The following is a 23155-nucleotide window of genomic DNA, read 5'->3' as shown; positions in this document are numbered from 1 at the left end:
GTTACGGCTGACGACTGGTGTCGGGGGGCCGGTGACGCAAGCCACAGGCAAACAGCCCCGGGCACTTAGCTCGGTCGATAAACGCGCACATTGGCATGCCCCTCACTGAGCAGATGATGAGCATGCAGGCGACTCATGACGCCTTTGTCGCAATAGAGCAGGTACTGGCGCGTGTCATCCAGTTCCTTGAAACGGCTGTTCAATGCAAAGAACGGCAGCGTTTGTACTTCAACGCCAGCCAGATCCAGCGGACGGTCTTCAGCGTCATCCGGGTGACGGATGTCGATGACCACTTGCCCGGCCAGCGCCTGACTGACTTCTTCAATCTGAATGTCCTGGCCCAATTCCTCGATCACACGATCGATCGGTACCAGACGAGCGTTTTCCAGCGCACGTTCGAGCACGGACATGTCGAACGATTTTTCTTCGTGCTCGACCCGGTTGCGCTTGGCGGCGGTCTTCGGGTTCACCGAAATCACACCGCAGTATTCGGGCATGTGCCGGGCAAAATCGCCGGTGCCGATCTGATCGGCCAGGTCGATGATGTCCTGTTTGTGACTGGCGATCAGCGGTCGCAGGACCAGCTTCTCTGTCACGCAATCAATCACCGACAGGTTGGGCAGCGTCTGGCTGGATACCTGGGAAATCGCCTCGCCGGTGACCAGCGCGTCGATTTCCAGCCGGTCGGCAATATTGGTCGCAGCGCGCAACATCATACGCTTCAATACTACGCCCATATGACTGTTATCGACTTTTCCGAGAATTTCTCCCAGAACTTCCTCGAACGGTACGCTGACGAACAGCACTCGCTGAGAGCTGCCGTACTTCTTCCAGATGAAGTGCGCGACTTCCATCACGCCCAGCTCGTGGGCACGTCCGCCCAGATTGAAGAAGCAGAAATGGCTCATCAGGCCACGGCGCATGATCTGGTAAGCGGCCACGGTTGAGTCAAAGCCACCGGACATCAGGATCAGGGTCTGTTCAAGCGAACCCAGCGGATAACCGCCCATGCCGTTGTGCTGGCTGTGGATCACGAACAGACGCTGGTCCCGAATTTCGATTCTGACTTCGACTTCCGGCGCCTTCAGCGAAATACCGGCGGCGTTGCACTCACGGCGCAGCTTACTGCCGACGTACTTCTCGACGTCCATGGAGCTGAAGTCATGATGACCTGCGCGCTTGCAGCGCACCCCGAATACCTTGCCGGGGATCGCATCGCCGAAGTGCAGTTTGCACTTCTCGTAGATGTCATCCATGTCGCCCAGCGGATACTGGTCAACCTGCAGAAAGTGCGTGATGCCGGGCATGCAGCTCAGCCGCTCGGTCATCTCGCGCAGGACTTTGGCATCCTCGACCTTTGTTTCGACCTCAAGGTTGTCCCACACGCCATCCACCACCAACGCCGGGTCCAGATCGCGGAGCACCGTACGGATGTTCTTGGCCAGCTGTTTGATGAAGCGCTTGCGCACAGGCCGGCTTTTGATAGTGATTTCTGGGAAGACTTTGACGATTAATTTCATGAAAACAGCGCGCTAGGTCCCGGTCGAAAATGGGGGGCGCGGATTATAGCGGAAATTGCTCAAGGTTTAACCAGTTATCGTACAGTCAATCGTCCACGCACCAAAACGGCCCTGTATACAATTACTTAGCACCACAACGGTGCGCACGTTTTCGAATATGCGACGTTTAACGCGCTAAAAGACTGGTATTCCCGCGGAAAACCCAACACAGGGCACTGGCATGCAAATTGCTCCCTTGTGAGGCAGGTTGCCTTGGTCGAGTATCGCGCCCGGCATCACCCAAATTGAAGGGCCCACTACTACTCAGGCCCTAATCCACCCCGGAGGACAACATGTCGAAGTCGGTTCAACTCATCAAAGATCATGACGTTAAGTGGATTGATCTGCGCTTCACGGACACCAAAGGCACTCAGCACCACGTGACCATGCCGGCCCGCGATGCGCTGGAAGACGACTTCTTCGAAGTCGGCAAAATGTTCGACGGTTCCTCCATCTCGGGCTGGAAAGGCATCGAAGCCTCCGACATGATCCTGCTGCCGGACGACGAAACCGCCGTCCTGGATCCGTTCACCGAAGAGCCTACCCTGATCCTGGTTTGCGACATCATCGAACCTTCGACTATGCAGGGCTACGATCGCGACCCACGCGCCATCGCTCACCGCGCCGAGGAATACCTGAAGTCGACCGGTATCGGTGACACCGTATTCGCCGGCCCTGAGCCAGAATTCTTCATCTTCGACGAAGTGAAATTCAAGTCCGACATCTCCGGCTCCATGTTCAAGATCTACTCAGAACAAGGTTCTTGGATGTCCGACGCGGACATCGAAGGCGGTAACAAGGGCCACCGTCCAGGCATCAAGGGCGGCTACTTCCCGGTTCCGCCATTCGACCACGACCACGAAATCCGCACCGCAATGTGCAACGCTCTGGAAGAAATGGGCCAGGTCGTCGAAGTTCACCACCACGAAGTGGCAACCGCTGGCCAGAACGAGATCGGCGTGAAATTCAACACGCTGGTTAAAAAGGCTGACGAAGTTCAGACCCTGAAATACGTCGTGCACAACGTTGCCGACGCTTACGGCCGCACCGCTACCTTCATGCCAAAGCCTCTGTACGGCGATAACGGTTCGGGTATGCACGTTCACATGTCCATCTCCAAAGATGGCAAGAACACCTTCGCAGGCGAAGGTTATGCCGGCCTGTCCGACACCGCTCTGTACTTCATCGGCGGCATCATCAAGCACGGCAAGGCACTGAACGGCTTCACCAACCCGGCAACCAACTCGTACAAGCGTCTGGTTCCAGGTTTCGAAGCGCCGGTCATGCTGGCCTACTCGGCCCGTAACCGTTCGGCATCGATCCGTATTCCTTACGTCAACAGCCCTAAAGGCCGTCGTATCGAAGCACGTTTCCCGGACCCGGCAGCCAACCCGTACCTGGCGTTCGCTGCCCTGTTGATGGCTGGCCTGGATGGCATCCAGAACAAGATCCACCCTGGCGATGCTGCTGACAAAAACCTGTATGACCTGCCGCCTGAAGAGGCGAAAGAGATCCCACAAGTTTGCGGCAGCCTGAAAGAAGCCCTGGAAGAGCTGGATAAAGGCCGTGCGTTCCTGACCAAAGGCGGCGTATTCAGTGACGACTTCATCGACGCTTACATCGCGTTGAAATCCGAAGAAGAGATCAAAGTGCGCACCTTCGTACACCCACTGGAATACGAGCTGTACTACAGCTGCTGATCCAGTCGCGCCGGCGTAAGCTGCGTGAACAAGAGGCCTCCTTCGGGAGGCCTTTTTTGTTGCTGGCCGGGCATTGCTCGGTCGCTATAAATATGTACCGCAGATGGGAATGACGCTTCCGGCAACCTTGTGTTTTCTGCTTTTCAACAAGCACAAGGATTTCATCCATGTTCAACATCACCCCCGCTTGCCTGCTGCTGGCGATGATCGCCCTTGGCGGATGCACCACTGCGCAAACGTCCAACTCCACTCCAGTCTCAACGGTCGAATCCACCGTGCTGCTCAAAAGCTCAAATTCCTGGGACGGAACAGCCTATGACGCCTACCCCGTCGGCAAGCCTGAGCTGACCGTCCTCAACATCAAGATCCCCGCGAACACCGCACTCAAATGGCACGAGCACCCGATGCCCAATGCGGCCTATGTCGTTTCCGGCAATCTCACGGTCGAAACCCGCGAAGGCGGCAAGTCGATTCTGCTCAAGCCAGGCGATGTGCTGCCTGAAATGATCAACAGGCAGCATCGGGGCCTTACGGGAGACACCGCCGTGGAGCTCGTCGTTTTTTACGCCGGAACACCGGGAATGCCACTTTCTACCAGCCAAAGTGATAAACAGTGATCGCTCGGTCATACGTGAGGACATAACAATGCTTAAACAGCTCCAATTCGCTGCCTTAGCCTGCGGCCTGGTGTCAACCGGCCTTCACGCGGCGCCTGCCCAGCAGCCCCCTGCGCAACTTCAGCCGCTTATTGCGGCCATGGAGCAGCGGCTGGAAATCGCCAATGACGTAGCACGCAGCAAATGGCACAGCGGCAAGCCGGTGCAGGACAGTGAGCGCGAGCGTCAGGTGATTCAGAACGCCGAATCACGTGCGGGTGAATTCAAGCTGGCGGCCGACGACGTACGCGCTTTCATGACCGCCCAGATGGAAGCCAACAAGATGGTGCAATACGCGCGCATTGAGCAGTGGCGTGAAAGCGGCCACTCCCCGGAGACGCCCGATTCCAGTCTCACCGATGGCATCCGGGGTCGGCTGGATACGCTGCTGCCGGTATTAATGCAGAGTTACTCGGCGTTCCAGCCTTACCGCAGCGATGCTAAATGCCCAGCCTGGGTGCAGTCGGAGATCCACCGACAGGCAAGTGATCCCGTCATCGTGACCGCACTGCAAAGAGCGGCAGGCGACCTCTGCCGGACCACGGCAAGCCAGTGAGCAAGCGCGCAGATCCGCTTCTCAACTGACACCGTCGATCAGTATTCCTCTATGCTGACCCACGCCGAGCGATGCATTGAGCGCGGCACCATTGTGGGTTGTCCTGATCGCTGCACTGGAGTGTTCATGCGTCAATGTCTCGCCCTTCTGTTGCTGGTGTTTGCACTGCCCGCTGCCGCGCAGATCTACAAATACACCGATGCCTCCGGGAACACGGCGTACAGCAATCAGCCGCCGAACGGCACCAAAGCCGAAACCGTCGAGCTGCCGCCACTCAACAGCGTCGAGACCGTCGTGCCTGCTGCGCCGCCGCCACTCCCCGCGACGCAGACGCAGACCCAGAGCCAAACCCGGAACCCGCAAAACGCCGCTGCCTATCAGGTGCTCGCGCTGAAAGACCTGCCTCAGGAAGAAGCGCTTCGTGCCAACAACGGCTCGTTCACCGTGGGCGTCGCCATTGAGCCTCGTTTACAGCCCGGGCATCTGCTGCAGTTGATTGTGGACGGCGCGCCCTACGGCCAGCCCACCAACATTCCGCGTCTGCAGGTGATGGAGCTTGAACGGGGCGAGCACAGCTTTTCGGTTCAGGTGCTGGAAAACCAGCGCTCAATCCAGCAAAGCGAGACGGTCAACCTGACGGTGCAGCGAGTCCATGTCGGCAAACCTTAAACACCTTTGCCGGATGGCCATTGCCCTGTGCCTGCTGTTCGGCGTGAGCCAGTCCATCCTCGCTCAGGTGTATACCTACGTCGATGCGGACGGCAATCGGGTCTTTACCGATCAACCTCACCGCAATGCGAAGAAGGTCGACATTGCGCCGACCAACCGGGTCGCCCAGCCCACGAGTGCGCCCGCTCGACCATACAAAGCGAAACCAGCGGCCAGCCCCATCTTTCATTATCAGTTACTGCGCATTCTGGCGCCGGAGCCTGACAGCACGATTCGCGACATTGAGGGCAACCTGAACGTCACCGTCAGCAATGAGCCCGAGTTGCAGCCAGACCATCTGTACCGGTTACTGCTCGACAGCAAGCCCTTTGGTGAGCCGACCCGCAGTCCGGTGTTTCCGCTGACGAACATCGATCGCGGCACTCACCAACTGTCCGTGGAGATCATCGATCAATATGGCCGAGTGCTGGAGCGAACCCCCAATCAGCCCTTCCATCTGGTACGCATCTCCCTGGCCCAGAAGCGACTCGCTCAGCCCTGCAAAACCGATGACTACGGCGTGCGCCCCGAGTGCCCCCTCAAGGACAAGCCGGAAGAAGAATCGAGCTTCTTCCCGTTTTTCCGCTAAAAACTGCCTGACCCGCTATGCTCTATTATGGTGCGCAACCTGAACAAGGTTTCGCCATAAAAGCCCATTTTGGTTCGGCATTCAGGAATCCATGCACTGTCGCCGGGCCTGTCGTGCAAAAAACGCTCGCAATTGCTCAATCCGCGCTTCTTTTCGGAGCCTTGGTTTGGTTTTTGCATTTTGTAATGAATGCGCGAGCACATCACACGTTTCAGCGGTTTCCATACGCTGGCAAAGACCAATCAGAGCCTGCACCAACGGCCCAGCCCGTGTGCATAGAGCCAAAAGAGGTCACCGGGATTCATGACTATCAGCGATGCGTTGCATCGGTTGTTACTCGACAACCTGACCACTGCCACGATTCTGCTCAACTCGGACCTGCGCCTCGAGTACATGAATCCTGCCGCTGAAATGCTGCTGGCCATCAGCGGCCAGCGCAGTCACGGACAATTTATCAGCGAGCTGTTCACCGAATCTGCCGAAGCGCTCAGCTCGCTTCGCCAGGCCGTCGAACAGGCCCATCCGTTTACCAAGCGTGAAGCGATGCTGACCGCACTCACCGGCCAGACGCTGACGGTCGATTACGCCGTAACGCCGATCCTTTCCCAAGCCGAGACCATGCTGCTGCTGGAAGTCCATCCCCGTGATCGCTTGCTGCGGATCACCAAGGAAGAGGCTCAGCTGTCCAAGCAGGAAACCACCAAGATGCTGGTGCGTGGCCTGGCCCATGAAATCAAGAACCCCCTCGGCGGGATTCGCGGCGCCGCACAGTTGCTGGCACGCGAGCTACCGGAGGAGAGTCTCAAGGACTACACCAACGTCATCATCGAAGAGGCCGACCGTCTGCGTAATCTGGTCGACCGCATGCTGGGCTCGAACAAGTTGCCGATGCTGGCGATGACCAACGTGCATGAAGTGCTCGAGCGCGTGTGCAGTCTGGTAGAAGCCGAAAGTCAGGGATGCATCACCATCGTGCGCGACTACGATCCGAGCATTCCCGATGTGCTGATCGACCGCGAGCAGATGATTCAGGCGGTGCTCAATATCGTGCGCAATGCCATGCAGGCCATCAGCAGCCAGAACGAGCTGCGTCTGGGCCGTATCAGCCTGCGCACTCGCGCCATGCGCCAGTTCACCATCGGCCACGTGCGCCATCGTCTGGTCAGCAAGATCGAAATCATCGACAACGGCCCGGGCATTCCGCCGGAGCTGCAAGAAACCATTTTTTATCCCATGGTCAGCGGCCGCCCGGATGGCACCGGGCTGGGCCTTGCCATTACTCAGAACATCATCAGTCAGCACCAGGGGCTGATCGAGTGTGATAGCCACCCTGGCCATACAACATTCTCGATCTTCCTGCCGCTGGAACAAGGAGCAGCGTCGACATGAGCCGTAGTGAAACTGTCTGGATCGTCGATGACGACCGTTCCATCCGCTGGGTACTGGAGAAAGCCCTGCAGCAAGAGGGCATGACCACGCAAAGTTTCGACAGCGCCGATGGCGTGATGAGCCGGCTGGCCCGCCAGCAACCGGATGTGATCATTTCCGATATCCGCATGCCCGGCGCCAGCGGCCTGGACCTGCTGGCGCGCATCCGTGAACAGCATCCGCGCCTGCCGGTCATCATCATGACCGCGCACTCGGACCTCGACAGCGCCGTGGCGTCCTATCAGGGCGGTGCCTTCGAGTACCTGCCCAAGCCGTTCGACGTCGACGAAGCCGTTTCGCTGGTCAAACGCGCCAATCAGCACGCCCAGGAGCAGCAAGGCCTGGCCGTTCCACCCACCCTGACCCGCACCCCGGAAATCATCGGTGAAGCACCGGCAATGCAGGAGGTGTTTCGTGCCATCGGCCGCTTGAGCCACTCCAACATCACCGTGCTGATCAACGGCGAATCCGGGACCGGTAAAGAGCTGGTTGCCCACGCCCTGCACCGCCACAGCCCGCGTTCGGCGTCGCCGTTCATTGCGCTGAACATGGCGGCGATTCCGAAAGACTTGATGGAGTCCGAGCTGTTCGGCCATGAAAAAGGCGCGTTCACTGGCGCAGCGAACCTGCGGCGCGGGCGTTTCGAGCAGGCAGACGGTGGCACGCTGTTTCTCGATGAAATCGGCGATATGCCGGCCGACACCCAGACCCGACTGCTGCGCGTGCTGGCTGACGGCGAGTTCTACCGGGTTGGCGGGCATGTGCCGGTCAAAGTCGACGTGCGCATCATTGCGGCGACCCACCAGAATCTGGAAACGCTGGTCCAGGCCGGCAAGTTCCGCGAAGACTTGTTCCACCGCCTGAACGTAATCCGCATCCACATCCCGCGCATGTCCGACCGTCGCGAAGACATTCCGACGCTGGCACGCCACTTCCTCAGCCGCGCTGCGCAGGAACTGGCGGTTGAGCCGAAGCTGCTAAAGGCGGAAACAGAGGAGTACCTCAAGCACCTGCCGTGGCCGGGCAACGTCCGTCAGCTGGAAAACACCTGCCGCTGGATCACCGTGATGGCGTCGGGTCGCGAAGTGCATGTCAGCGATCTGCCGCCTGAACTGCTGAGCCTGCCGCAGGACGCTGCTCCGGTAACCAACTGGGAACAAGCGCTGCGCCAATGGGCCGATCAAGCGCTGGCACGCGGCCAATCCAGCCTGCTGGACAGCGCCGTGCCGACATTCGAACGCATCATGATCGAGACCGCGCTCAAGCACACCGCCGGCCGTCGTCGCGACGCCGCCGTGCTGCTGGGCTGGGGCCGCAACACCTTGACCCGCAAGATCAAGGAATTGGGCATGAAGATCGATGGTGGAGATGATGACGAGGGTGATGAGGGCTGAACGGATGCAGCCCGTGTATTGATGGGCTAGACCTGAAATTGTAGGAGCCGGGTTGCTGGCGAACGGAACGGTGTCAACGATAGAAACGTCGCCTGACGTGTTGAGTTCGCCAGCAAGCCGGCTCCCACAGCCCCAGCGTCACTCAGCCGAAGACGGCTTCTCCCACAGGTTGATCCCGCCTTCCACCGCAAACCGGTCGATCTCGGCCAGTTCTTCCTGACTGAACTCAAGATTGTCCAGGGCGCCAACGTTCTCGATGATCTGCTCCGGGCGGCTTGCACCGATCAGCGCAGAGGTGACGCGTGGATCGCGCAGCGTCCAGGCCAGTGCCATCTGCGCCAGGCTCTGGCCACGACGCTTGGCAATCTCGTTCAGCGCACGCACGTGCTCGATGTTCTGATCCGACAAATGCGCCGCCTGGAGCGAGCCGCCACCGGGACGGTTGACCCGTGCATCCTTGGGAATGCCGTTCAGGTATTTGTCCGACAGCAGCCCTTGGGCCAGTGCGGTGAAGGCGATGACGCCCGAGCCGAGTTCTTCGGTGGTGTCCAGCAGGTCTTTTTCCACCCAGCGATTGAGCAGGTTATAGGCCGGCTGATGAATCAGCAGCGGCACTTTCCACTCTTTCAGCAGGCCTGCGATTTCCCGGGTTTTCGCGCCCGAATATGACGAAATCCCGATATACAGTGCCTTGCCCTGCTGCACAGCAGTGGCCAGTGCGCTCGCGGTCTCTTCCAGCGGGGTGTCCGGGTCAAAGCGGTGGGAATAGAAAATATCGACGTAGTCCAGCCCCATGCGCTGCAGGCTCTGGTCGAGGCTGGCGAGCACGTACTTGCGCGATCCACCGCCCTGACCGTAAGGCCCCGGCCACATGTCCCAGCCGGCTTTGCTGGAAATGATCAGCTCGTCGCGGTACTGCTTGAAGTCTTCTTTAAGCAGACGGCCGAAGTTGATCTCGGCACTGCCGTAGGGCGGGCCATAGTTGTTGGCGAGGTCGAAATGGTTGATACCCAGATCGAAGGCCGTGCGCAGCATGGCGCGCTGGGTGTCGATCGGCGTGCTGTCTCCGAAGTTGTGCCACAAGCCCATGGAGAGCGCTGGCAGCACAAGGCCGCTGCGGCCTACGCGACGATAGGGAATGCGTTCATAACGGTTTTCGGCAGCGATGTAAGTCATCCAGTCCTCTCTTTCTTGTATGGAAGTCAGGTCACATAACGAACCCGTGAGATTACTCGGATTTCTCTGGGACGAGGGGGTTCACACGAGCGGACGGATGCCACCCTTTCCAGCACCTGACCAACATCCGCCGTTGCAGCGGTTAGGTCAGCCGGAAGCCATCGCCTACGTCGTTTTCTGCTGCGCAAGCCCGGATTCATGCCGGGTGAATGGGCAGGTGGTGCGAGCGAATGGTGGCTTGCCGTAAAAAACCGAATTGCAGAAGCCAGCGTGCCCGCGAAGATTTCGTGTCAGTCCGGTCAGGTGACTGACACGACGCCGTCGCGGGCACGCGTGTTCCTACAAAACAAACAGCCTCAACGCACCAAGTGCAGGAACTGCATGTGGCGCTCGTACTGGTCGAGGATGTCGTTGATGACCTGTTCTTTGGTGTAACCGACCAGGTCGTAGTCCTGGCTGCCCTCACTCAAGTGCACTTCGGCGCGGTAGTAACGGCGGTTGTTGAGCTGTTTGGAGCCCATGCCGCCGCGCGCAAAGGACGGCGTGAAGTAGCCACGCATGGTCACCTGGTACACGAACGGACGCTCTTCACCGTGGCCGATTTCCAGCCCCACGGTGTCGTTGGCCGGATCCGGCTGAGTCACGACGGTCAGACCCTTCTCGACGAACACTGCCGTCACTTCTTCAATCGCCGGGCGCACGGTCTGATCGAGGAAGCGGTAAACCTCATCACGGGACGGGAATGCCACCGCCTGGGTCAGACGCTGACGCCAGCCGCCGCGCCGGGATCCGGAGACCGGTGCCAGTGAATAGAGCTGCGCGATCTTGCGCTGGGACTCCATGTAGAACGCCTTGTGCAGGCCCCACATCATCAGCAATAGAATCAGGGAGAACGGCAACGAGGTCAGTACCACCGCTGACTTCAGCGCATCGATGCTGCCCGAGAACAGCAAGCCGCTGGTGATCAGCGCAGTCATCACGCCCCAGAACACCCGCAGCCATTTCGGGCCGTCTTCGTCCGGGCTGCCGCCTTTGGCGGACAGCGTCGACAGCACCACAGTGCCGGAGTCAGCCGAGGTCACGAAGAACACAAAGCTGATGAACACCGTCACGGCAATGACCGTTCGGCTCCACGGGTATGTCTGCAGCATCAGATACAGGGTCATCGACGGATCGTCGATAGCCGATTGCCCCAATGCCGCCATGCCGTGGTTCAGCACCAGGTCGATGGCGCTGTTACCAAAGATCGACATCCAGGCCAACGTAAAGCCCAACGGGATCAGCAGCACACCGCAGACGAATTCGCGAATGGTGCGACCACGGGAGATACGCGCAATGAACAGACCCACAAACGGCGACCAGGCAATCCACCACGCCCAATAGAACACGGTCCAGCCGCCCAGCCAGTCACTCGGGCCGTCGTACGCGTAGACGTCGAAGCTTTTGACCGGCAACGCGCCGAGGTAATCGCCGATGTTCTGCACCAGCGTATTGAGCAGGTGCTGGGTGGGTCCGGCAAACAACACGAACAGCAGCAGCGCGCAGGCCAGCAGCATGTTGATGTCGGACATGACGCGCACGCCTTTGTCGACGCCCGCAATGGCCACCAGGATTGCCGCGCCCATCATCAGGGTGATCAAACCTACCTGAATCCATTGGGTGTGCGGCACGTTGAACAGGTAGTCCAGCCCGGAGTTCAGGTGCAATACGCCAAAGCCCATGTCGGCACCGAGGCCGAAGATGGTGGCGATAATGCCGAAGCCATCGACCGCATAGCCTATGGGGCCGTTGATGCGCTTGCCGATCAGCGGATACAGCGCTGAACGCAATGCCAGCGGCAGGTTATGGCGATACGCGAAGTAGGCCAGTGCCATGCCGACGAACGCGAACACGCCCCAGCCATGCAGGCCCCAATGCAGAAACAGCAGCTGCATGGCTTGACGCGCCGATTGGGTGGTCCCGCCTTCGCCTTGAGGCGGCTGCAGCATATGGGTCAGCGGCTCGGACACACAGAAAAAGAACAGCGTGATGCTGATCCCGGCGGCGAACAACATCCCGGCCCAGGACAGGTAGCTGAACTCGGGTTCGTCGTGGTCAGCGCCGAGCTTGATCTTGCCGTAGCCTGAAATCGCGGTAACCACCACGAACAACAGATACAGGGTCATGGCCAGCATGTAATACCAGCCAACGGTGTTGGCGGCCCAGTTCTGCGCGGCGAGCAACCAGGCGCCCGATGCTTCCGGGAAGGCGACGACCACCAGTCCGAAGATCAGGATGAAGCTGGCGGCAAAGTAGAAAACAGGGCCGTTCATGCGAACGGAGGTGCTGTTCGGGGCGCTCGAATTATTCATATGAATACCGCCGAGCGGGCGATGGGATCGATCATGCAACGTGTATGCGGCAAAGGTAGGCCTCCTGAGATCAGCGGGCAGCGAACCACCGGTTTAACTTGATTGAACGTTCAATTAAAACACGAAAAGACGGCCGGAGACTAATGCACAGTGGCGTGACGCTCACTCAGGCGAGGGTAGGACGGACAACGAAAGCCTTTCGTTCCGTGGGTTCGGGAGGGTTTTCAAAGCACTGAATAAATTGTGGGAGGCTCGGCGATATGACGACTGACGCCTTCCCGGCTGAAGCCGGTCCACAAGGTGTACGCGGTCAATTAGTGGGACCGGCTTTAGCCGGGAAGAGGCCAGCGTGCGCACCCGAAGATTTGCGACATGACGACTGACGCCTTCCCGACTGAAGCCGGTCCCACACGATGTACGCGGTCAATTAGTGGGACCGGCTTTAGCCGGGAAGAGGCCAGTGTGCGCGCCCGAAGATTTGCGACATGACGACTGACGCCTTTCCGGCTGAAGCCGGTCCCACACGATGTACGCGGTCAATTAGTGGGACCGGCTTTAGCCGGGAAGAGGCCAGTGCGCGCGCCCTTGGAGTTGGGATATGAACGGCTACTTCGGACAGCCGTCCTCGTGCTGCAGACTCGCCTGATTGACGTTGCTGCCCGCCGGGACGCCGCGCGTGAGCCACACGTTGCCGCCAATGGTCGAGCCCTTGCCAATGGTGATGCGCCCCAGAATCGTGGCGCCGGCATAGATCACCACATCGTCTTCGACGATCGGGTGGCGCGCATGGCCTTTGAGCAACTGACCATCCTCATCGGAGGGGAAGCGTTTGGCGCCCAGCGTGACCGCCTGATAAATGCGCACGCGCTCGCCGATGATGGCGGTCTCCCCAATTACCACGCCTGTCCCGTGATCGATGAAGAAGCTCGGGCCGATCTGCGCGCCGGGATGAATATCGATGCCGGTCGCAGAATGGGCCAGTTCGGCGCTGATGCGTGCAAGCAAGGGCAAACCGTTGTGATACAGGTGGTGGGCCAGGCGATGGTGAATCACCGCCAGAATGCCCGGGTAGCAGAGCAACACCTCATCGACACTGCGCGCGGCGGGGTCACCGTGATACGCCGCCAGCACATCGGTATCCAGGATGCGGCGAATGGTCGGCAGCGCGCTGGCGAAATCCTGAATCAGCCGCTCGGCATGCACGTCCGCGCAACTGGCATCCTGGCCTTTCTGTCGCGCGGCGTAGCGCAGTTCAAGCCGCGCCTGGTCGAGCAAGGAATTCAACGCCACGTCGAGGGTATGGCCGACGTAGAAGTCCTCGCTCTCTTCGCGCAGGTCCACCGGGCCCAGCCGCATCGGAAACAGCGCGCCGCACAGCGCATCGAGAATGTCGCGCATGGCCTCGCGGGAAGGCAGCTCGCGGCCGCCCTTCTCGCCGCTGATTCGGCCGTTGCTGGTACGCCAGTCATCACGCGCGGCGCGCAATTCGCCCACAATCCGCTGCAATTGCCAGTGGCCGGTCACGCCCTCGGCGCAGGATTCCGGGGACAGGTCGGGAATAGTGCTCACGCAGATTTCTCCTCAATTCAACGGCGAGTCAGGCTGTAACGGCCGAAGTGGAATCACTCTACGACATCCATTCGCGGCAAAAAAATAACTATTTTCGTGGGGCTTTTGCGCAGGGGGCCAAGGACGGCGGGCGGTTGCCCTGTAGGAAACGTCTGCCTATAGTCCTGCGACTCAATTGCAGACCTGTCGACGCCACCATGATCAAACAACAGCTCGCCCGTTTTAATCGTCTGGAATTGCTCGGCGGTCCGACACCTTTTGAAAAGCTCGAACGCCTTTCGACCTGGGCCGGCCGCGACATTTACGTGAAACGCGACGACATCACGCCGCTGGCCATGGGCGGCAACAAGCTGCGCAAGCTGGAATACCTCGCGGCTGACGCCCTGGCTCAAGGGTGCGACACGCTGATCACCGCGGGCGCCATTCAGTCCAACCATGTGCGCCAAACCGCTGCCCTCGCCGCCCGCCTTGGCCTGGGCTGTGTCGCCCTGCTGGAAAACCCGATTGCAACCGACGACAGCAATTACCTGGGCAACGGCAATCGCCTGCTGCTGGACTTGTTCGATACCAAGGTCGAGCTGGTCGAGAACCTCGACAATGCCGACGACCAATTGCAAGCCCTGGCCAGCCGACTGCGTATGAGCGGCAAGAAGCCGTACCTGGTGCCGATCGGCGGTTCGAATGCCCTCGGCGCACTGGGTTACGTGCAGGCCGGTTTTGAACTGGCCGAGCAGATCAAGCAAAGCGGCCTGTCATTCGCAGCCGTCGTGCTCGCGTCCGGCAGTGCCGGCACCCACAGCGGCCTGGCACTCGCATTGGCTGAAGAACTGCCCGAGCTGCCGGTGATAGGCGTGACCGTGTCGCGCCCGGAAGAAACCCAGGCGCCCAAGGTTCAGCGCCTGGCCGAGCAAACCGTCGAACTGCTGGGCGAATCATTGCCGGCCGCGTTCAAGGTGCAGCTGTGGGATGAGTACTTTGGCCCCCGCTACGGCGAGCCAAATGCCGGCACGTTGGCCGCAATCCGGCTGGTGGCCAGTCATGAAGGGTTGCTGCTGGACCCGGTCTACACCGGCAAGGCCATGGCCGGCCTGCTCGACGGCATTGGCCGGCAGCGCTTTGAAGACGGGCCGATCGTCTTTCTCCACACCGGCGGCGCGCCTGCCTTGTTTGCGTATCAGGACGTCTTCTCGGCGAAATAGAGCCTTCGTCACTCGCCCGCTCAAATGGTGATGCGGGCGCTATATTCTAAAAACTGATAAGCAATCCGCTTTTTATTATTTTTCATGCCTCGCTTCGGGTCTTATGATCGCCGCCAGCCGGCGCGCAGCACCACGCAGGCGACTGAAAAAGCTGGATAAACGCGTGATGCCAACGTAGCTTCGTCGGGTCTGATACTTGCCTGACATTCCAATTAAAACAGGGGTCTTTCATGAACATGTCTGCAATCCGCCGCACCTTTCTGTTGTCGGCCTTCAGCCTGGTGCTGGGCACCGGCCTGGTCAGCCAGGCCATCGCTGGCGAACAGCTGGCAACGATCAAAAAGAATGGAACCCTTAATGTCGGCCTGGAAGGCACTTATCCCCCGTTCAGCTTCGTGGGTGAAGACGGCAAACTGACCGGCTTTGAAGTCGAGTTCTCCGAAGCACTGGCCAAGGAGCTGGGCGTCAAGGTCAAACTGCAAGCCACGCCGTGGGCTGGCATTCTGGCCGCGCTGGAATCCAAGCGTCTGGATGTCGTGATCAACCAGGTGACCATCTCCGACGAGCGCAAGAAAAAGTACGACTTCTCCGAACCCTACACCGTGTCGGGCATTCAAGCGTTGGTGCAGACCAAAGACGTCGGCGTGATCAAAACGGCTGCCGACCTGAAAGGCAAGAAAGTCGGCGTCGGCCTGGGCACCAACTACGAAGAGTGGCTGAAAGCCAACGTGCCTGATGCCATCGTCAAAACCTACGACGATGATCCGACCAAGTATCAGGATCTGCGTGTCGGCCGCATCGACGCCATCCTCGTTGACCGCCTTGCGGCACTGGAACTGGTCGCCAAGACCAAGGACAAACTGGCTGTCTCCGGCGAAGCGTTCTCTCGTCAGGAATCCGGCGTTGCACTGCGCAAGGGCGAGCCTGAACTGCTGGACGCGATCAACAAGGCCATCGACAAGCTGCGCGCGGACGGCACTCTCGCCAAGCTGTCGGACAAGTACTTCAAGGCTGACGTGACCAAATGATCCCAGAGAGCCTTCAGCTCGCGCTGGACTCCGCGCCCTTTCTGCTCAAGGGTGCGTATTACACGGTGGGCTTGAGCCTGGGGTCGATGTTTTTCGGATTGGTGCTGGGCTTCGGCCTGGCACTGATGCGTCTGTCGAAGATCTGGGTCATCAGTGCGGTTGCCAGGGTTTATGTGTCGTTCTTCCGCGGCACACCGCTTCTCGTCCAGCTGTTCATGATCTATTACGGCCTGCCGGACCTGGGCATCGAACTGGACGCGATCACCGCAGCGCTGATCGGCCTGTCGCTGAACATGGCCGCGTATGCCTGCGAAATCCTTCGGGCCGCGATTGCTTCGGTGGACCGAGGGCAATGGGAAGCCGCTGCGAGCATCGGCATGACGCGCGCCCAGACCATGCGCCGCGCCATCTTGCCGCAAGCGGCACGCACCGCATTGCCGCCACTGGGCAACAGCTTCATTTCGCTGGTCAAGGACACGGCGATGGCCGCCACCATTCAGGTGCCGGAAGTGTTCCGCCAGGCGCAGTTGATCTCTTCGCGGACGCTGGAAATTTTCACCATGTACTTCACCGTTGCGGTGATCTACTGGGTGCTGTGCAGCATCCTGGCGCATTTTCAAAATCGCCTGGAAGCACGGGCCAACCGCCACGATGTGGAGTCCTGAGGCATGATCACGGTTGAAAAACTGACCAAGCAATTCAAGGGCAACGAAGTGCTCAAGGGCATTGACCTGAAGGTCGAGCCTGGCGAGGTGGTGGCGATTATCGGGCCTAGCGGCTCAGGCAAAACCACCCTGTTGCGCTGCCTGAATCTGCTGGAAGTACCTACGAGCGGCAGCATTGTCGTGGGCGACATCAAAGTCGATTTGAGCCGCCCGCTGAGCCAGCAGCAGGGACTGATCCGGCAACTGCGCCAGCACGTCGGGTTCGTCTTCCAGAACTTCAATCTGTTCCCCCATCGCACCGCGCTGGAAAACGTCATCGAAGGCCCGACCGTGGTCAAGAAGATGCCGCGCGAGCAGGCCATCGAGCTGGGCCGCGCGCTGTTGGCGAAAGTCGGCCTCGCGGGCAAAGAGGACGCCTATCCGCGTCGTCTGTCCGGCGGCCAACAACAGCGCGTGGCGATTGCCCGTGCGCTGGCTATGGAGCCGGAGGTCATTCTGTTCGATGAACCGACGTCGGCGCTGGATCCCGAGCTGGTGGGCGAGGTGCTGAATACCATTCACGCCCTGGCCCTGGAGAAACGCACGATGGTGATCGTGACTCACGAGATGAGCTTCGCGCGGGATGTCGCCAACCGGGTGATCTTCATCGACAAGGGCGTCATCGTTGAGCAGGGTGAGGCGAAAGAGCTGTTCGCCAACCCCAAAGAGGAACGCACAAGGCAGTTTCTTGAACGCAGCAGGAATTAGTCCGACACGTTATGTGTTCAAAACGGCGCCAACAGGCGCCGTTTTCTTTGCCGTTCATATTTAGAAAAGCGTTGATTCACTAAAAGTCCCACTGTTTCGATGCCGGTTAAGCGTCACCCATCTATCTATTTTTTCTATACGAACAGCGCTCACTCTCCCCGCTTCCCCGCAACGTAGATTGACCATTTCTTCGCCCGTAAATAACTGCCGCTGACACTTTTCATCCGCCTTCCGGTCGCAGAACAGGGCGCGCCCGGCGGCTCAGGTAGGACCACAGTCGGAACTCCCTCTCATAACCAACGCCCGACTGTAGGAACTTTCTGCATTTGCTTCACACACACTTTAAAAACTTGAATGCCGTTGACACAAACACCGCAACACAATTAGCTGAAATCGCTCTCTGTCTATTTTCTTTTCAAAACGGCAACCCACTAATTGCCACCGTTTGTAATGTTTGCCATGCCTGTGCGTCCCGGCGTGTACTAGTGCCAGTCGTTTCCACGTTGCAGTTGCGATGAATTAATCACCTGACTTGCCTTGATCCAGGCACACATTCGAAGAGTATTAAAAGATGATCCATACCCCAGTAATGACGCAGTCTTTCAAGTTGATGGCCCCCTATCTTCCGCAGTCGAACAAGCACGGGATTGGCGCCCTTGCGGCGGCCGATCTGCAGGTACACATCGACCCCTGGCCAGAGATGGACTGCGGTGACTTGATCGAATTGTTTTGGGGAGGCTGTTATGCCGCGTCAAAACTTTTATCGGAGTCCGACATCGGGCACACATCCGTCCTACATGTACCCGAAAGTTTTCTTCGAAGTGGAAAAGTTAAAACCTACTATCGCGTTACCAAGATTGGCAGCGAACCCATTAAATCTCCTGGCGCCAAGCTGTGGGTCAAACTGGAGACTCCCGGCGGTCAATTGGTCAGCGGCGAGGACGATGAGAATCAGGGACTGGCACCGGTGACCTTCGCCGAGTCGCTCATGCAGGACGGTTTGACTGCCCGCCACTTCGATGAGGGCGTTCAACTCACTCTTGACGCTTATCCCAACATGGATGCCTACGATGAGATCACCCTGCGCTGGGGCGACCTGCGCCTGGACCTGCCAGCGCTCACACAGGACGACGTCGGCAAGCCCTTAATCGTTGATGTACCGGCGGCATTGGTGCGCGAGGCCGGCGAGGATCCTCATCTGGAGGTGAGCTACTGTGTGATTGACCGGGTTGGCAATAACTCGCGCTGGGCGCCGGCGCGGCTGATCAAGGTATCGACCGAGGTGATCGATGGGGCCGAAGCTTGATATCGGCCCTGTCCAGAATGTTGTCGCGGCGCACCATTGGCGCGCTGCGACAGGTCTGCCGCCCACCGCCTTCCGTCTTGCAATCGTGAACGACTCCACAGATCTGCCCCGGAGAAGAAACTTCCCACATCATCTGCAACAGCGTCCTACAGCTTGCCCCCTCGCCGCGGGAAAACGAGGTGCTAGCCTGCGGTGAAACCCTTCACGAGGTGTTCGCCATGCCCTGCAGACATATCGTCAAGTACATGATTCTCGCGCTGGCCTTCGGCTCATGCCTGACCTACACCCAAGCCACGGCACTGGCGACGGCCGCCGCCATTTAGCCTTCTATGCTTATTCCTAAATGTGAGTTTATTTAATTTTTATACACGCTTAGGGTATATGCACCGGACCACCGGACCATCGTCAATTTTCTCGCCGCCAACGCGGTATTGATTCGAGGTTCGAATGGTCAAGCACAACGACCCCAGTGCTCGCGCTCGTGAAGGTCACCACCATGACTGATCTGAACGCCCTTCCTGTCCAGCACACCCTGGACGTGGCTCCTCCCCTGCTCCCTGCCAACGTACTGCACAATGACGCTGACGCCATTGCGGCGGCCCATGAGCTGGCCGCCGTCGTGCGCACCCAGGCCGCCACGCGAGACCGCGAGCGGCAATTGCCCTGGTCGGAAATCGAGCTGTTTACCCGCAGTGGTCTGGGCAGCATCTCGGTGCCGCGCGCCTGTGGCGGGCCACAAGTGTCATTCGTCACAGTGGCCGAGGTTTTCGCCATCCTGTCGGCGGCTGACCCTGCAGTCGGCCAGGTTCCACAGAACCACTTCGGCATCCTCTATTCGCTGCTTGGCAGCGCAACCGAGGCGCAGAAACACACCCTCTTCGCCAGCGTTCTCGGCGGCGCACGCATCGGCAATGGCGGTCCCGAGCGCGGGACAAAAAATACCCTAGACATCCGAACGCGCCTGACCGCCGACGGTGATCATTTTTTGCTCAACGGCCGCAAGTTCTACTCGACGGGCGCGCTGTTCGCCCATTGGGTGGCGGTCAAGGCCATCAATGACGACGGCAAACAGGTGCTGGTGTTTGTGCCGCGCGGGACACCGGGGCTGCACATCATCGACGACTGGTCCGGCTTCGGTCAGCGCACCACCGCCAGCGGCAGCGTCCTGCTGGAAAACGTGCGCGTGAGTGGTGAGTTGGTCGTTGATAACTGGAAGCTGGGCCTGGCGCCGAACATTCAGGGGGCGGTCTCGCAGCTGATTCAAGCAGCCATTGATGCAGGCATTGCCCGGGAAGCCATCGACGAAAGCATTCGTTTTGTGCGCGAGCGTTCACGCCCGTGGATCGACGCCAATGTCGAACGTGCTGGCGATGATCCCTATGTGATCGCCGACATCGGCAAGTTGAAGCTCGAACTGCACGCCGCCGAAGCACTGTTGCGCAGGGCTGGCCGCGCGCTGGATGAAATCTCTGCGGCGCCCATCGACGAACACTCCGCGGCGCGGGCCTCCATAGTGGTCGCCGAAGCCAAGGTGCTGACCACACAGATCGCCCTGCTCGCCAGTGAAAAACTGTTCGAGCTCTCGGGCAGTCGCGCGACGCTGGCCGAATTCAATCTTGATCGTCACTGGCGCAACGCGCGGGTTCACACCCTCCACGACCCGGTGCGCTGGAAGGTTCACGCCGTCGGCGCCTGGCACCTGAACGGCACCCTGCCTGCCCGTCATTCCTGGATATAACCAGAGCACTGGAAGCACACCTATGAGCCTTCAAACCTTGCCGCGTGGCACGCAGGCGACCGCCGTGACCGCGATCATTCGTGACGACGCCGAGGCGCTGCGCATCGCCCGCACGCTGGCGGAAGATTTCAAACAACAGAGCGTCACCCGTGACCGTGAACGTCGCCTGCCCCATAAGGAACTGGAAGCGTTTTCCCGCTCGGGGCTGTGGGGCATCAGCGTGCCGAAGGCCTTTGGTGGCGCAGGCGTGTCCAGTGTCACCCTGGCCGACGTCATTCGCATCATCTCCGCCGCCGACGCCTCACTGGGGCAGATTCCGCAGAATCATTTTTACGCGTTGGAGGTGCTGCGGGTGAACGGCAGCCCGGCGCAGCAGGCGCGGCTGTACGCCGAGGTCCTCGCCGGTCAGCGCTTCGGCAACGCGCTGGCCGAACTGGGCACCAAAACCGCCCACGACCGCACTACTCGCCTGAGCCACGACGGCAGCGGCTGGCGCATCAACGGTCGCAAGTTCTACGCCACCGGCGCGCTTTACGCCCAACGCATACCGACCTCGGTGGTTGATGACAATGGCGTGCAGCAGCTGGCATTCGTGCCCGCGAACGCCGCCGGGCTGAGCGTGATCGACGACTGGAGCGGCTTCGGCCAGCGCACCACGGGCAGCGGCTCGGTGGTGTTCGATAACGTATACGTGGAGGCCGATGACGTGGTGCCGTTTCAGACGGCGTTCGAGCGCCCGACGACGGTCGGCCCGCTCGCACAAATCCTCCATGCCGCCATCGACACCGGCATCGCTCGCGCGGCCTTTGAAGACGCGCTGCATTTCGTACGCACGCGCACGCGGCCATGGATCGACTCCCGCATCGAGAAAGCCGTCGATGACCCGCTGACGCTGCACAGCTTCGGCAAGCTCGGCATTGGTCTGCACGCCGCCGAAGCCCTGCTCGAACGTTCCGGGGAATACCTTGATCGGGCGCAGGCCGAGACCACGCCCGAAAATCTGGCACAGGCATCGATTGCGGTGGCTGAAGCACGGGCGATCAGCACCGAAATCTCGCTGGAGGCCGGCAGCACCTTGTTCGAACTCGCCGGTTCCCAAGCCACGCTGGCGGAGCACGGCCTTGACCGTCACTGGCGCAACGCGCGGGTCCACACGCTGCACGACCCGGTGCGCTGGAAGTATCACGCCATCGGCAATTACTACCTCAATGACGTCAACCCGCCACGTCGGGGGACGATCTGATGAGCAAGAAAAAGATCCTGCTCAATGCGTTCAACATGAACTGCATCGGCCACATCAATCACGGTTTCTGGGCCCACCCCCGGGACACGTCGACCCAGTACAAGACCCTCGAATACTGGACGGATCTGGCGCAGTTGCTGGAGCGCGGGCTGTTCGACGGTTTGTTCATCGCGGACATCGTCGGGGTCTATGACGTCTATCAGAAGTCGGTGGACGTCACCCTGAAGGAGTCGATCCAGCTGCCGGTGAATGATCCGTTGCTGCTGGTATCCGCCATGGCCGCCGTGACCAAAAACCTCGGCTTCGGCCTGACGGCCAACCTCACCTACGAGGCGCCGTATCTGTTCGCCCGGCGCATGTCGACGCTGGATCACCTGACGCGCGGACGCGTGGGCTGGAACATCGTCACCGGGTATCTGGACAGTGCCGCACGCGCGATGGGCCTGACCGAGCAGATCGAACACGACCGCCGCTACGACCAGGCCGATGAGTACCTGGAGGTGTTGTACAAGCTGTGGGAAGGCAGTTGGGAGGACGACGCGGTGATCGAGGACCGTCAGGCGCGCATCTACGCGCAGCCGGAAAAGGTCCATTACGTGCGGCACAGCGGCGAGTTCTATCAGGTGGAGGGTTATCACCTCTGCGAGCCGTCGCCGCAGCGCACGCCGGTGTTGTTTCAGGCCGGCAGTTCCGAGCGCGGTTTGCAGTTCGCCGGCAGCAATGCCGAGTGCGTGTTCATCAGCGCGCAGAACAAACCCGCGACCCGCGAGCAGGTCGACAAGGCCCGCGCCAGCGCCGTGGCCGCCGGCCGTAACCCGGATGACATCAAGGTGTTCATGGGCCTCAACGTCATCGTCGGCGCCACCGAAGAAGCGGCGCGGGCCAAACATGCGGAGTACCTGACCTACGCCAGCGCCGAGGCAGGACTGGCGCATTTTGCCGCGTCCACCGGCATCGACTTCGCCGACTACGATCTCGACGAGCCGATCCAGCATGTGAAAGGCAACGCCATTCAGTCAGCCACGAAGATCCTCAAGAACAACGACTGGACCCGCCAGAAGTTGCTCGATCAGCACGCCCTGGGCGGCCGTTACATCACGCTGATCGGCTCGCCCGGGCAAGTCGCCGACGAGCTGGAATCGTGGATCGCCGAAACCGGGCTGGACGGCTTCAACCTGACCCGCATCGTCACTCCGGAGAGCTATGAGGATTTCATAGACCTGGTGATCCCGGAACTGCAACGACGGGGCTCGTACAAGACCGCGTACGAACACGGCACCTTGCGCGAGAAGCTGTTTGAAGGCGGCGCGCGACTGCCGGAACGGCACGCGGGGGCGAGCTATAGAACACAGACCAACCTGTAGGAGCGCGCTTGGTCTGGGCCGCATCCGGACGAACGCGCTATGTCAGCCACCGTATGTGTGCCTGAACCGCCGCCTTCGCGAGCAAGCTCACTCCTACAGGTTGTGTTTGCTGCGCCAAAGCGTGGCGTCTGGACGACAGGGAGTCGCCCACAGAGGCAGTAATTTATTCACACATGACG

The 23155-nt window shown here is 59.9% G+C and carries 19 protein-coding genes and 1 pseudogene; 16 read left to right on the top strand and 4 right to left on the bottom strand.

Annotation, left to right across the window (positions count from 1 at the left end; translation table 11 throughout):
• Positions 1 to 65 precede the first annotated feature (65 nt).
• Positions 66 to 1520 carry a tRNA uracil 4-sulfurtransferase ThiI gene (gene thiI / locus ACYAR8_RS07400; RefSeq protein WP_463579503.1) on the bottom strand — a complete coding sequence of 485 codons (1455 nt, stop codon included), beginning with the start codon at positions 1518 to 1520 and terminating at the stop codon, positions 66 to 68.
• 332 nt (positions 1521 to 1852) lie between these two features.
• Here thiI and glnA point away from each other — a divergent pair, with 332 nt between their 5' ends.
• The 7 genes from glnA (at position 1853) to ntrC (ending at position 8590) form a co-directional block, all read left to right on the top strand.
• Positions 1853 to 3259 carry a glutamate--ammonia ligase gene (glnA, locus tag ACYAR8_RS07395; RefSeq protein WP_037018763.1) on the top strand — a complete coding sequence of 469 codons (1407 nt, stop codon included), beginning with the start codon at positions 1853 to 1855 and terminating at the stop codon, positions 3257 to 3259.
• A 167-nt stretch (positions 3260 to 3426) separates the two neighbouring features.
• Positions 3427 to 3876 (top strand): cupin domain-containing protein, encoded by a 450-nt coding sequence (locus tag ACYAR8_RS07390; RefSeq protein WP_108121011.1) that lies wholly within the window; start codon positions 3427 to 3429, stop codon positions 3874 to 3876.
• Between the two features lie 28 nt (positions 3877 to 3904).
• The gene (locus tag ACYAR8_RS07385; RefSeq protein WP_463579502.1) at positions 3905 to 4471 is read left to right on the top strand and encodes a chorismate mutase; all 567 of its coding nucleotides are present in this window, start codon (positions 3905 to 3907) and stop codon (positions 4469 to 4471) included.
• Between the two features lie 126 nt (positions 4472 to 4597).
• The gene (locus tag ACYAR8_RS07380; RefSeq protein WP_074890149.1) at positions 4598 to 5140 is read left to right on the top strand and encodes a DUF4124 domain-containing protein; all 543 of its coding nucleotides are present in this window, start codon (positions 4598 to 4600) and stop codon (positions 5138 to 5140) included.
• Positions 5124 to 5768: a DUF4124 domain-containing protein gene (locus ACYAR8_RS07375; protein WP_074890146.1), complete on the top strand. Its 645-nt coding sequence runs from the start codon at positions 5124 to 5126 to the stop codon at positions 5766 to 5768. The genes ACYAR8_RS07380 and ACYAR8_RS07375 overlap by 17 nt, the downstream gene beginning before the upstream one ends.
• A 303-nt stretch (positions 5769 to 6071) precedes the next feature.
• Positions 6072 to 7157, top strand: a complete 1086-nt coding sequence (gene glnL, locus ACYAR8_RS07370; protein WP_074890143.1) for a nitrogen regulation protein NR(II) — start codon at positions 6072 to 6074, stop codon at positions 7155 to 7157.
• Entirely contained in the window at positions 7154 to 8590 is a 1437-nt protein-coding gene (gene ntrC, locus ACYAR8_RS07365; RefSeq protein ID WP_074890141.1) for a nitrogen regulation protein NR(I), read from the top strand. Before glnL ends, ntrC begins: the two co-directional genes overlap by 4 nt.
• A gap of 138 nt (positions 8591 to 8728) precedes the next feature.
• On the opposite strand, the gene mgrA is transcribed toward ntrC, so the two are convergent.
• The gene (gene mgrA / locus ACYAR8_RS07360) at positions 8729 to 9766 is read right to left on the bottom strand and encodes an L-glyceraldehyde 3-phosphate reductase (protein WP_108121007.1); all 1038 of its coding nucleotides are present in this window, start codon (positions 9764 to 9766) and stop codon (positions 8729 to 8731) included.
• 127 nt (positions 9767 to 9893) lie between these two features.
• On the opposite strand from mgrA, the pseudogene ACYAR8_RS07355 reads away from it, so the two are divergent.
• Positions 9894 to 10013: pseudogene (locus tag ACYAR8_RS07355) on the top strand (3-ketoacyl-ACP reductase); the annotation flags it as partial.
• 109 nt (positions 10014 to 10122) lie between these two features.
• Here the strand turns inward: ACYAR8_RS07355 and betT are convergent.
• Positions 10123 to 12117, bottom strand: a complete 1995-nt coding sequence (betT, locus tag ACYAR8_RS07350; protein WP_108121006.1) for a choline transporter BetT — start codon at positions 12115 to 12117, stop codon at positions 10123 to 10125.
• Between the two features lie 606 nt (positions 12118 to 12723).
• Positions 12724 to 13668, bottom strand: a complete 945-nt coding sequence (gene epsC / locus ACYAR8_RS07345) for a serine O-acetyltransferase EpsC (protein ID WP_416148415.1) — start codon at positions 13666 to 13668, stop codon at positions 12724 to 12726.
• 215 nt (positions 13669 to 13883) lie between these two features.
• On the opposite strand from epsC, the gene ACYAR8_RS07340 reads away from it, so the two are divergent.
• From ACYAR8_RS07340 to ACYAR8_RS07305, 8 genes are all read left to right on the top strand, one after another.
• Entirely contained in the window at positions 13884 to 14885 is a 1002-nt protein-coding gene (locus tag ACYAR8_RS07340) for a D-cysteine desulfhydrase (RefSeq protein ID WP_108121005.1), read from the top strand.
• 230 nt (positions 14886 to 15115) lie between these two features.
• Entirely contained in the window at positions 15116 to 15913 is a 798-nt protein-coding gene (gene tcyJ / locus ACYAR8_RS07335; protein WP_074890133.1) for a cystine ABC transporter substrate-binding protein, read from the top strand.
• The gene (tcyL, locus tag ACYAR8_RS07330) at positions 15910 to 16578 is read left to right on the top strand and encodes a cystine ABC transporter permease (protein WP_074890131.1); all 669 of its coding nucleotides are present in this window, start codon (positions 15910 to 15912) and stop codon (positions 16576 to 16578) included. The genes tcyJ and tcyL overlap by 4 nt, the downstream gene beginning before the upstream one ends.
• Before the next feature lie 3 nt (positions 16579 to 16581).
• On the top strand, positions 16582 to 17325 hold the full coding sequence (tcyN, locus tag ACYAR8_RS07325; protein WP_074890128.1) for an L-cystine ABC transporter ATP-binding protein TcyN: 744 nt from the start codon (positions 16582 to 16584) through the stop codon (positions 17323 to 17325).
• A gap of 571 nt (positions 17326 to 17896) precedes the next feature.
• Positions 17897 to 18631 (top strand): hypothetical protein, encoded by a 735-nt coding sequence (locus ACYAR8_RS07320; protein WP_074890127.1) that lies wholly within the window; start codon positions 17897 to 17899, stop codon positions 18629 to 18631.
• Between the two features lie 496 nt (positions 18632 to 19127).
• Complete coding sequence (locus ACYAR8_RS07315) at positions 19128 to 20369, top strand: SfnB family sulfur acquisition oxidoreductase (RefSeq protein WP_463579501.1); 1242 nt, start codon at positions 19128 to 19130, stop codon at positions 20367 to 20369.
• A 37-nt stretch (positions 20370 to 20406) separates the two neighbouring features.
• A complete protein-coding gene (locus tag ACYAR8_RS07310) occupies positions 20407 to 21612 on the top strand; it encodes an SfnB family sulfur acquisition oxidoreductase (protein ID WP_463579513.1) in 1206 nt (401 codons plus the stop codon).
• Positions 21612 to 22976: an LLM class flavin-dependent oxidoreductase gene (locus tag ACYAR8_RS07305; protein ID WP_463579500.1), complete on the top strand. Its 1365-nt coding sequence runs from the start codon at positions 21612 to 21614 to the stop codon at positions 22974 to 22976. The genes ACYAR8_RS07310 and ACYAR8_RS07305 overlap by 1 nt, the downstream gene beginning before the upstream one ends.
• The last annotated feature ends 179 nt before the right edge of the window (positions 22977 to 23155 follow it).

Source organism: Pseudomonas sp. HP_01 (genome assembly GCF_055284355.1).
This window is presented reverse-complemented; position numbering and strand designations above follow the sequence as displayed.

Bases quoted from the DNA above. Each gene is read 5' to 3' on its own strand.
- thiI (WP_463579503.1), bottom strand. From the start codon at position 1,520: ATGAAATTAATCGTCAAAGTCTTCCCAGAAATCACTATCAAAAGCCGG.
- glnA (WP_037018763.1), top strand. From the start codon at position 1,853: ATGTCGAAGTCGGTTCAACTCATCAAAGATCATGACGTTAAGTGGATT.
- ACYAR8_RS07390 (WP_108121011.1), top strand. From the start codon at position 3,427: ATGTTCAACATCACCCCCGCTTGCCTGCTGCTGGCGATGATCGCCCTT.
- ACYAR8_RS07385 (WP_463579502.1), top strand. From the start codon at position 3,905: ATGCTTAAACAGCTCCAATTCGCTGCCTTAGCCTGCGGCCTGGTGTCA.
- ACYAR8_RS07380 (WP_074890149.1), top strand. From the start codon at position 4,598: ATGCGTCAATGTCTCGCCCTTCTGTTGCTGGTGTTTGCACTGCCCGCT.
- ACYAR8_RS07375 (WP_074890146.1), top strand. From the start codon at position 5,124: ATGTCGGCAAACCTTAAACACCTTTGCCGGATGGCCATTGCCCTGTGC.
- glnL (WP_074890143.1), top strand. From the start codon at position 6,072: ATGACTATCAGCGATGCGTTGCATCGGTTGTTACTCGACAACCTGACC.
- ntrC (WP_074890141.1), top strand. From the start codon at position 7,154: ATGAGCCGTAGTGAAACTGTCTGGATCGTCGATGACGACCGTTCCATC.
- mgrA (WP_108121007.1), bottom strand. From the start codon at position 9,766: ATGACTTACATCGCTGCCGAAAACCGTTATGAACGCATTCCCTATCGT.
- betT (WP_108121006.1), bottom strand. From the start codon at position 12,117: ATGAATAATTCGAGCGCCCCGAACAGCACCTCCGTTCGCATGAACGGC.
- ACYAR8_RS07340 (WP_108121005.1), top strand. From the start codon at position 13,884: ATGATCAAACAACAGCTCGCCCGTTTTAATCGTCTGGAATTGCTCGGC.
- tcyJ (WP_074890133.1), top strand. From the start codon at position 15,116: ATGAACATGTCTGCAATCCGCCGCACCTTTCTGTTGTCGGCCTTCAGC.
- tcyL (WP_074890131.1), top strand. From the start codon at position 15,910: ATGATCCCAGAGAGCCTTCAGCTCGCGCTGGACTCCGCGCCCTTTCTG.
- tcyN (WP_074890128.1), top strand. From the start codon at position 16,582: ATGATCACGGTTGAAAAACTGACCAAGCAATTCAAGGGCAACGAAGTG.
- ACYAR8_RS07320 (WP_074890127.1), top strand. From the start codon at position 17,897: ATGATCCATACCCCAGTAATGACGCAGTCTTTCAAGTTGATGGCCCCC.
- ACYAR8_RS07315 (WP_463579501.1), top strand. From the start codon at position 19,128: ATGACTGATCTGAACGCCCTTCCTGTCCAGCACACCCTGGACGTGGCT.
- ACYAR8_RS07305 (WP_463579500.1), top strand. From the start codon at position 21,612: ATGAGCAAGAAAAAGATCCTGCTCAATGCGTTCAACATGAACTGCATC.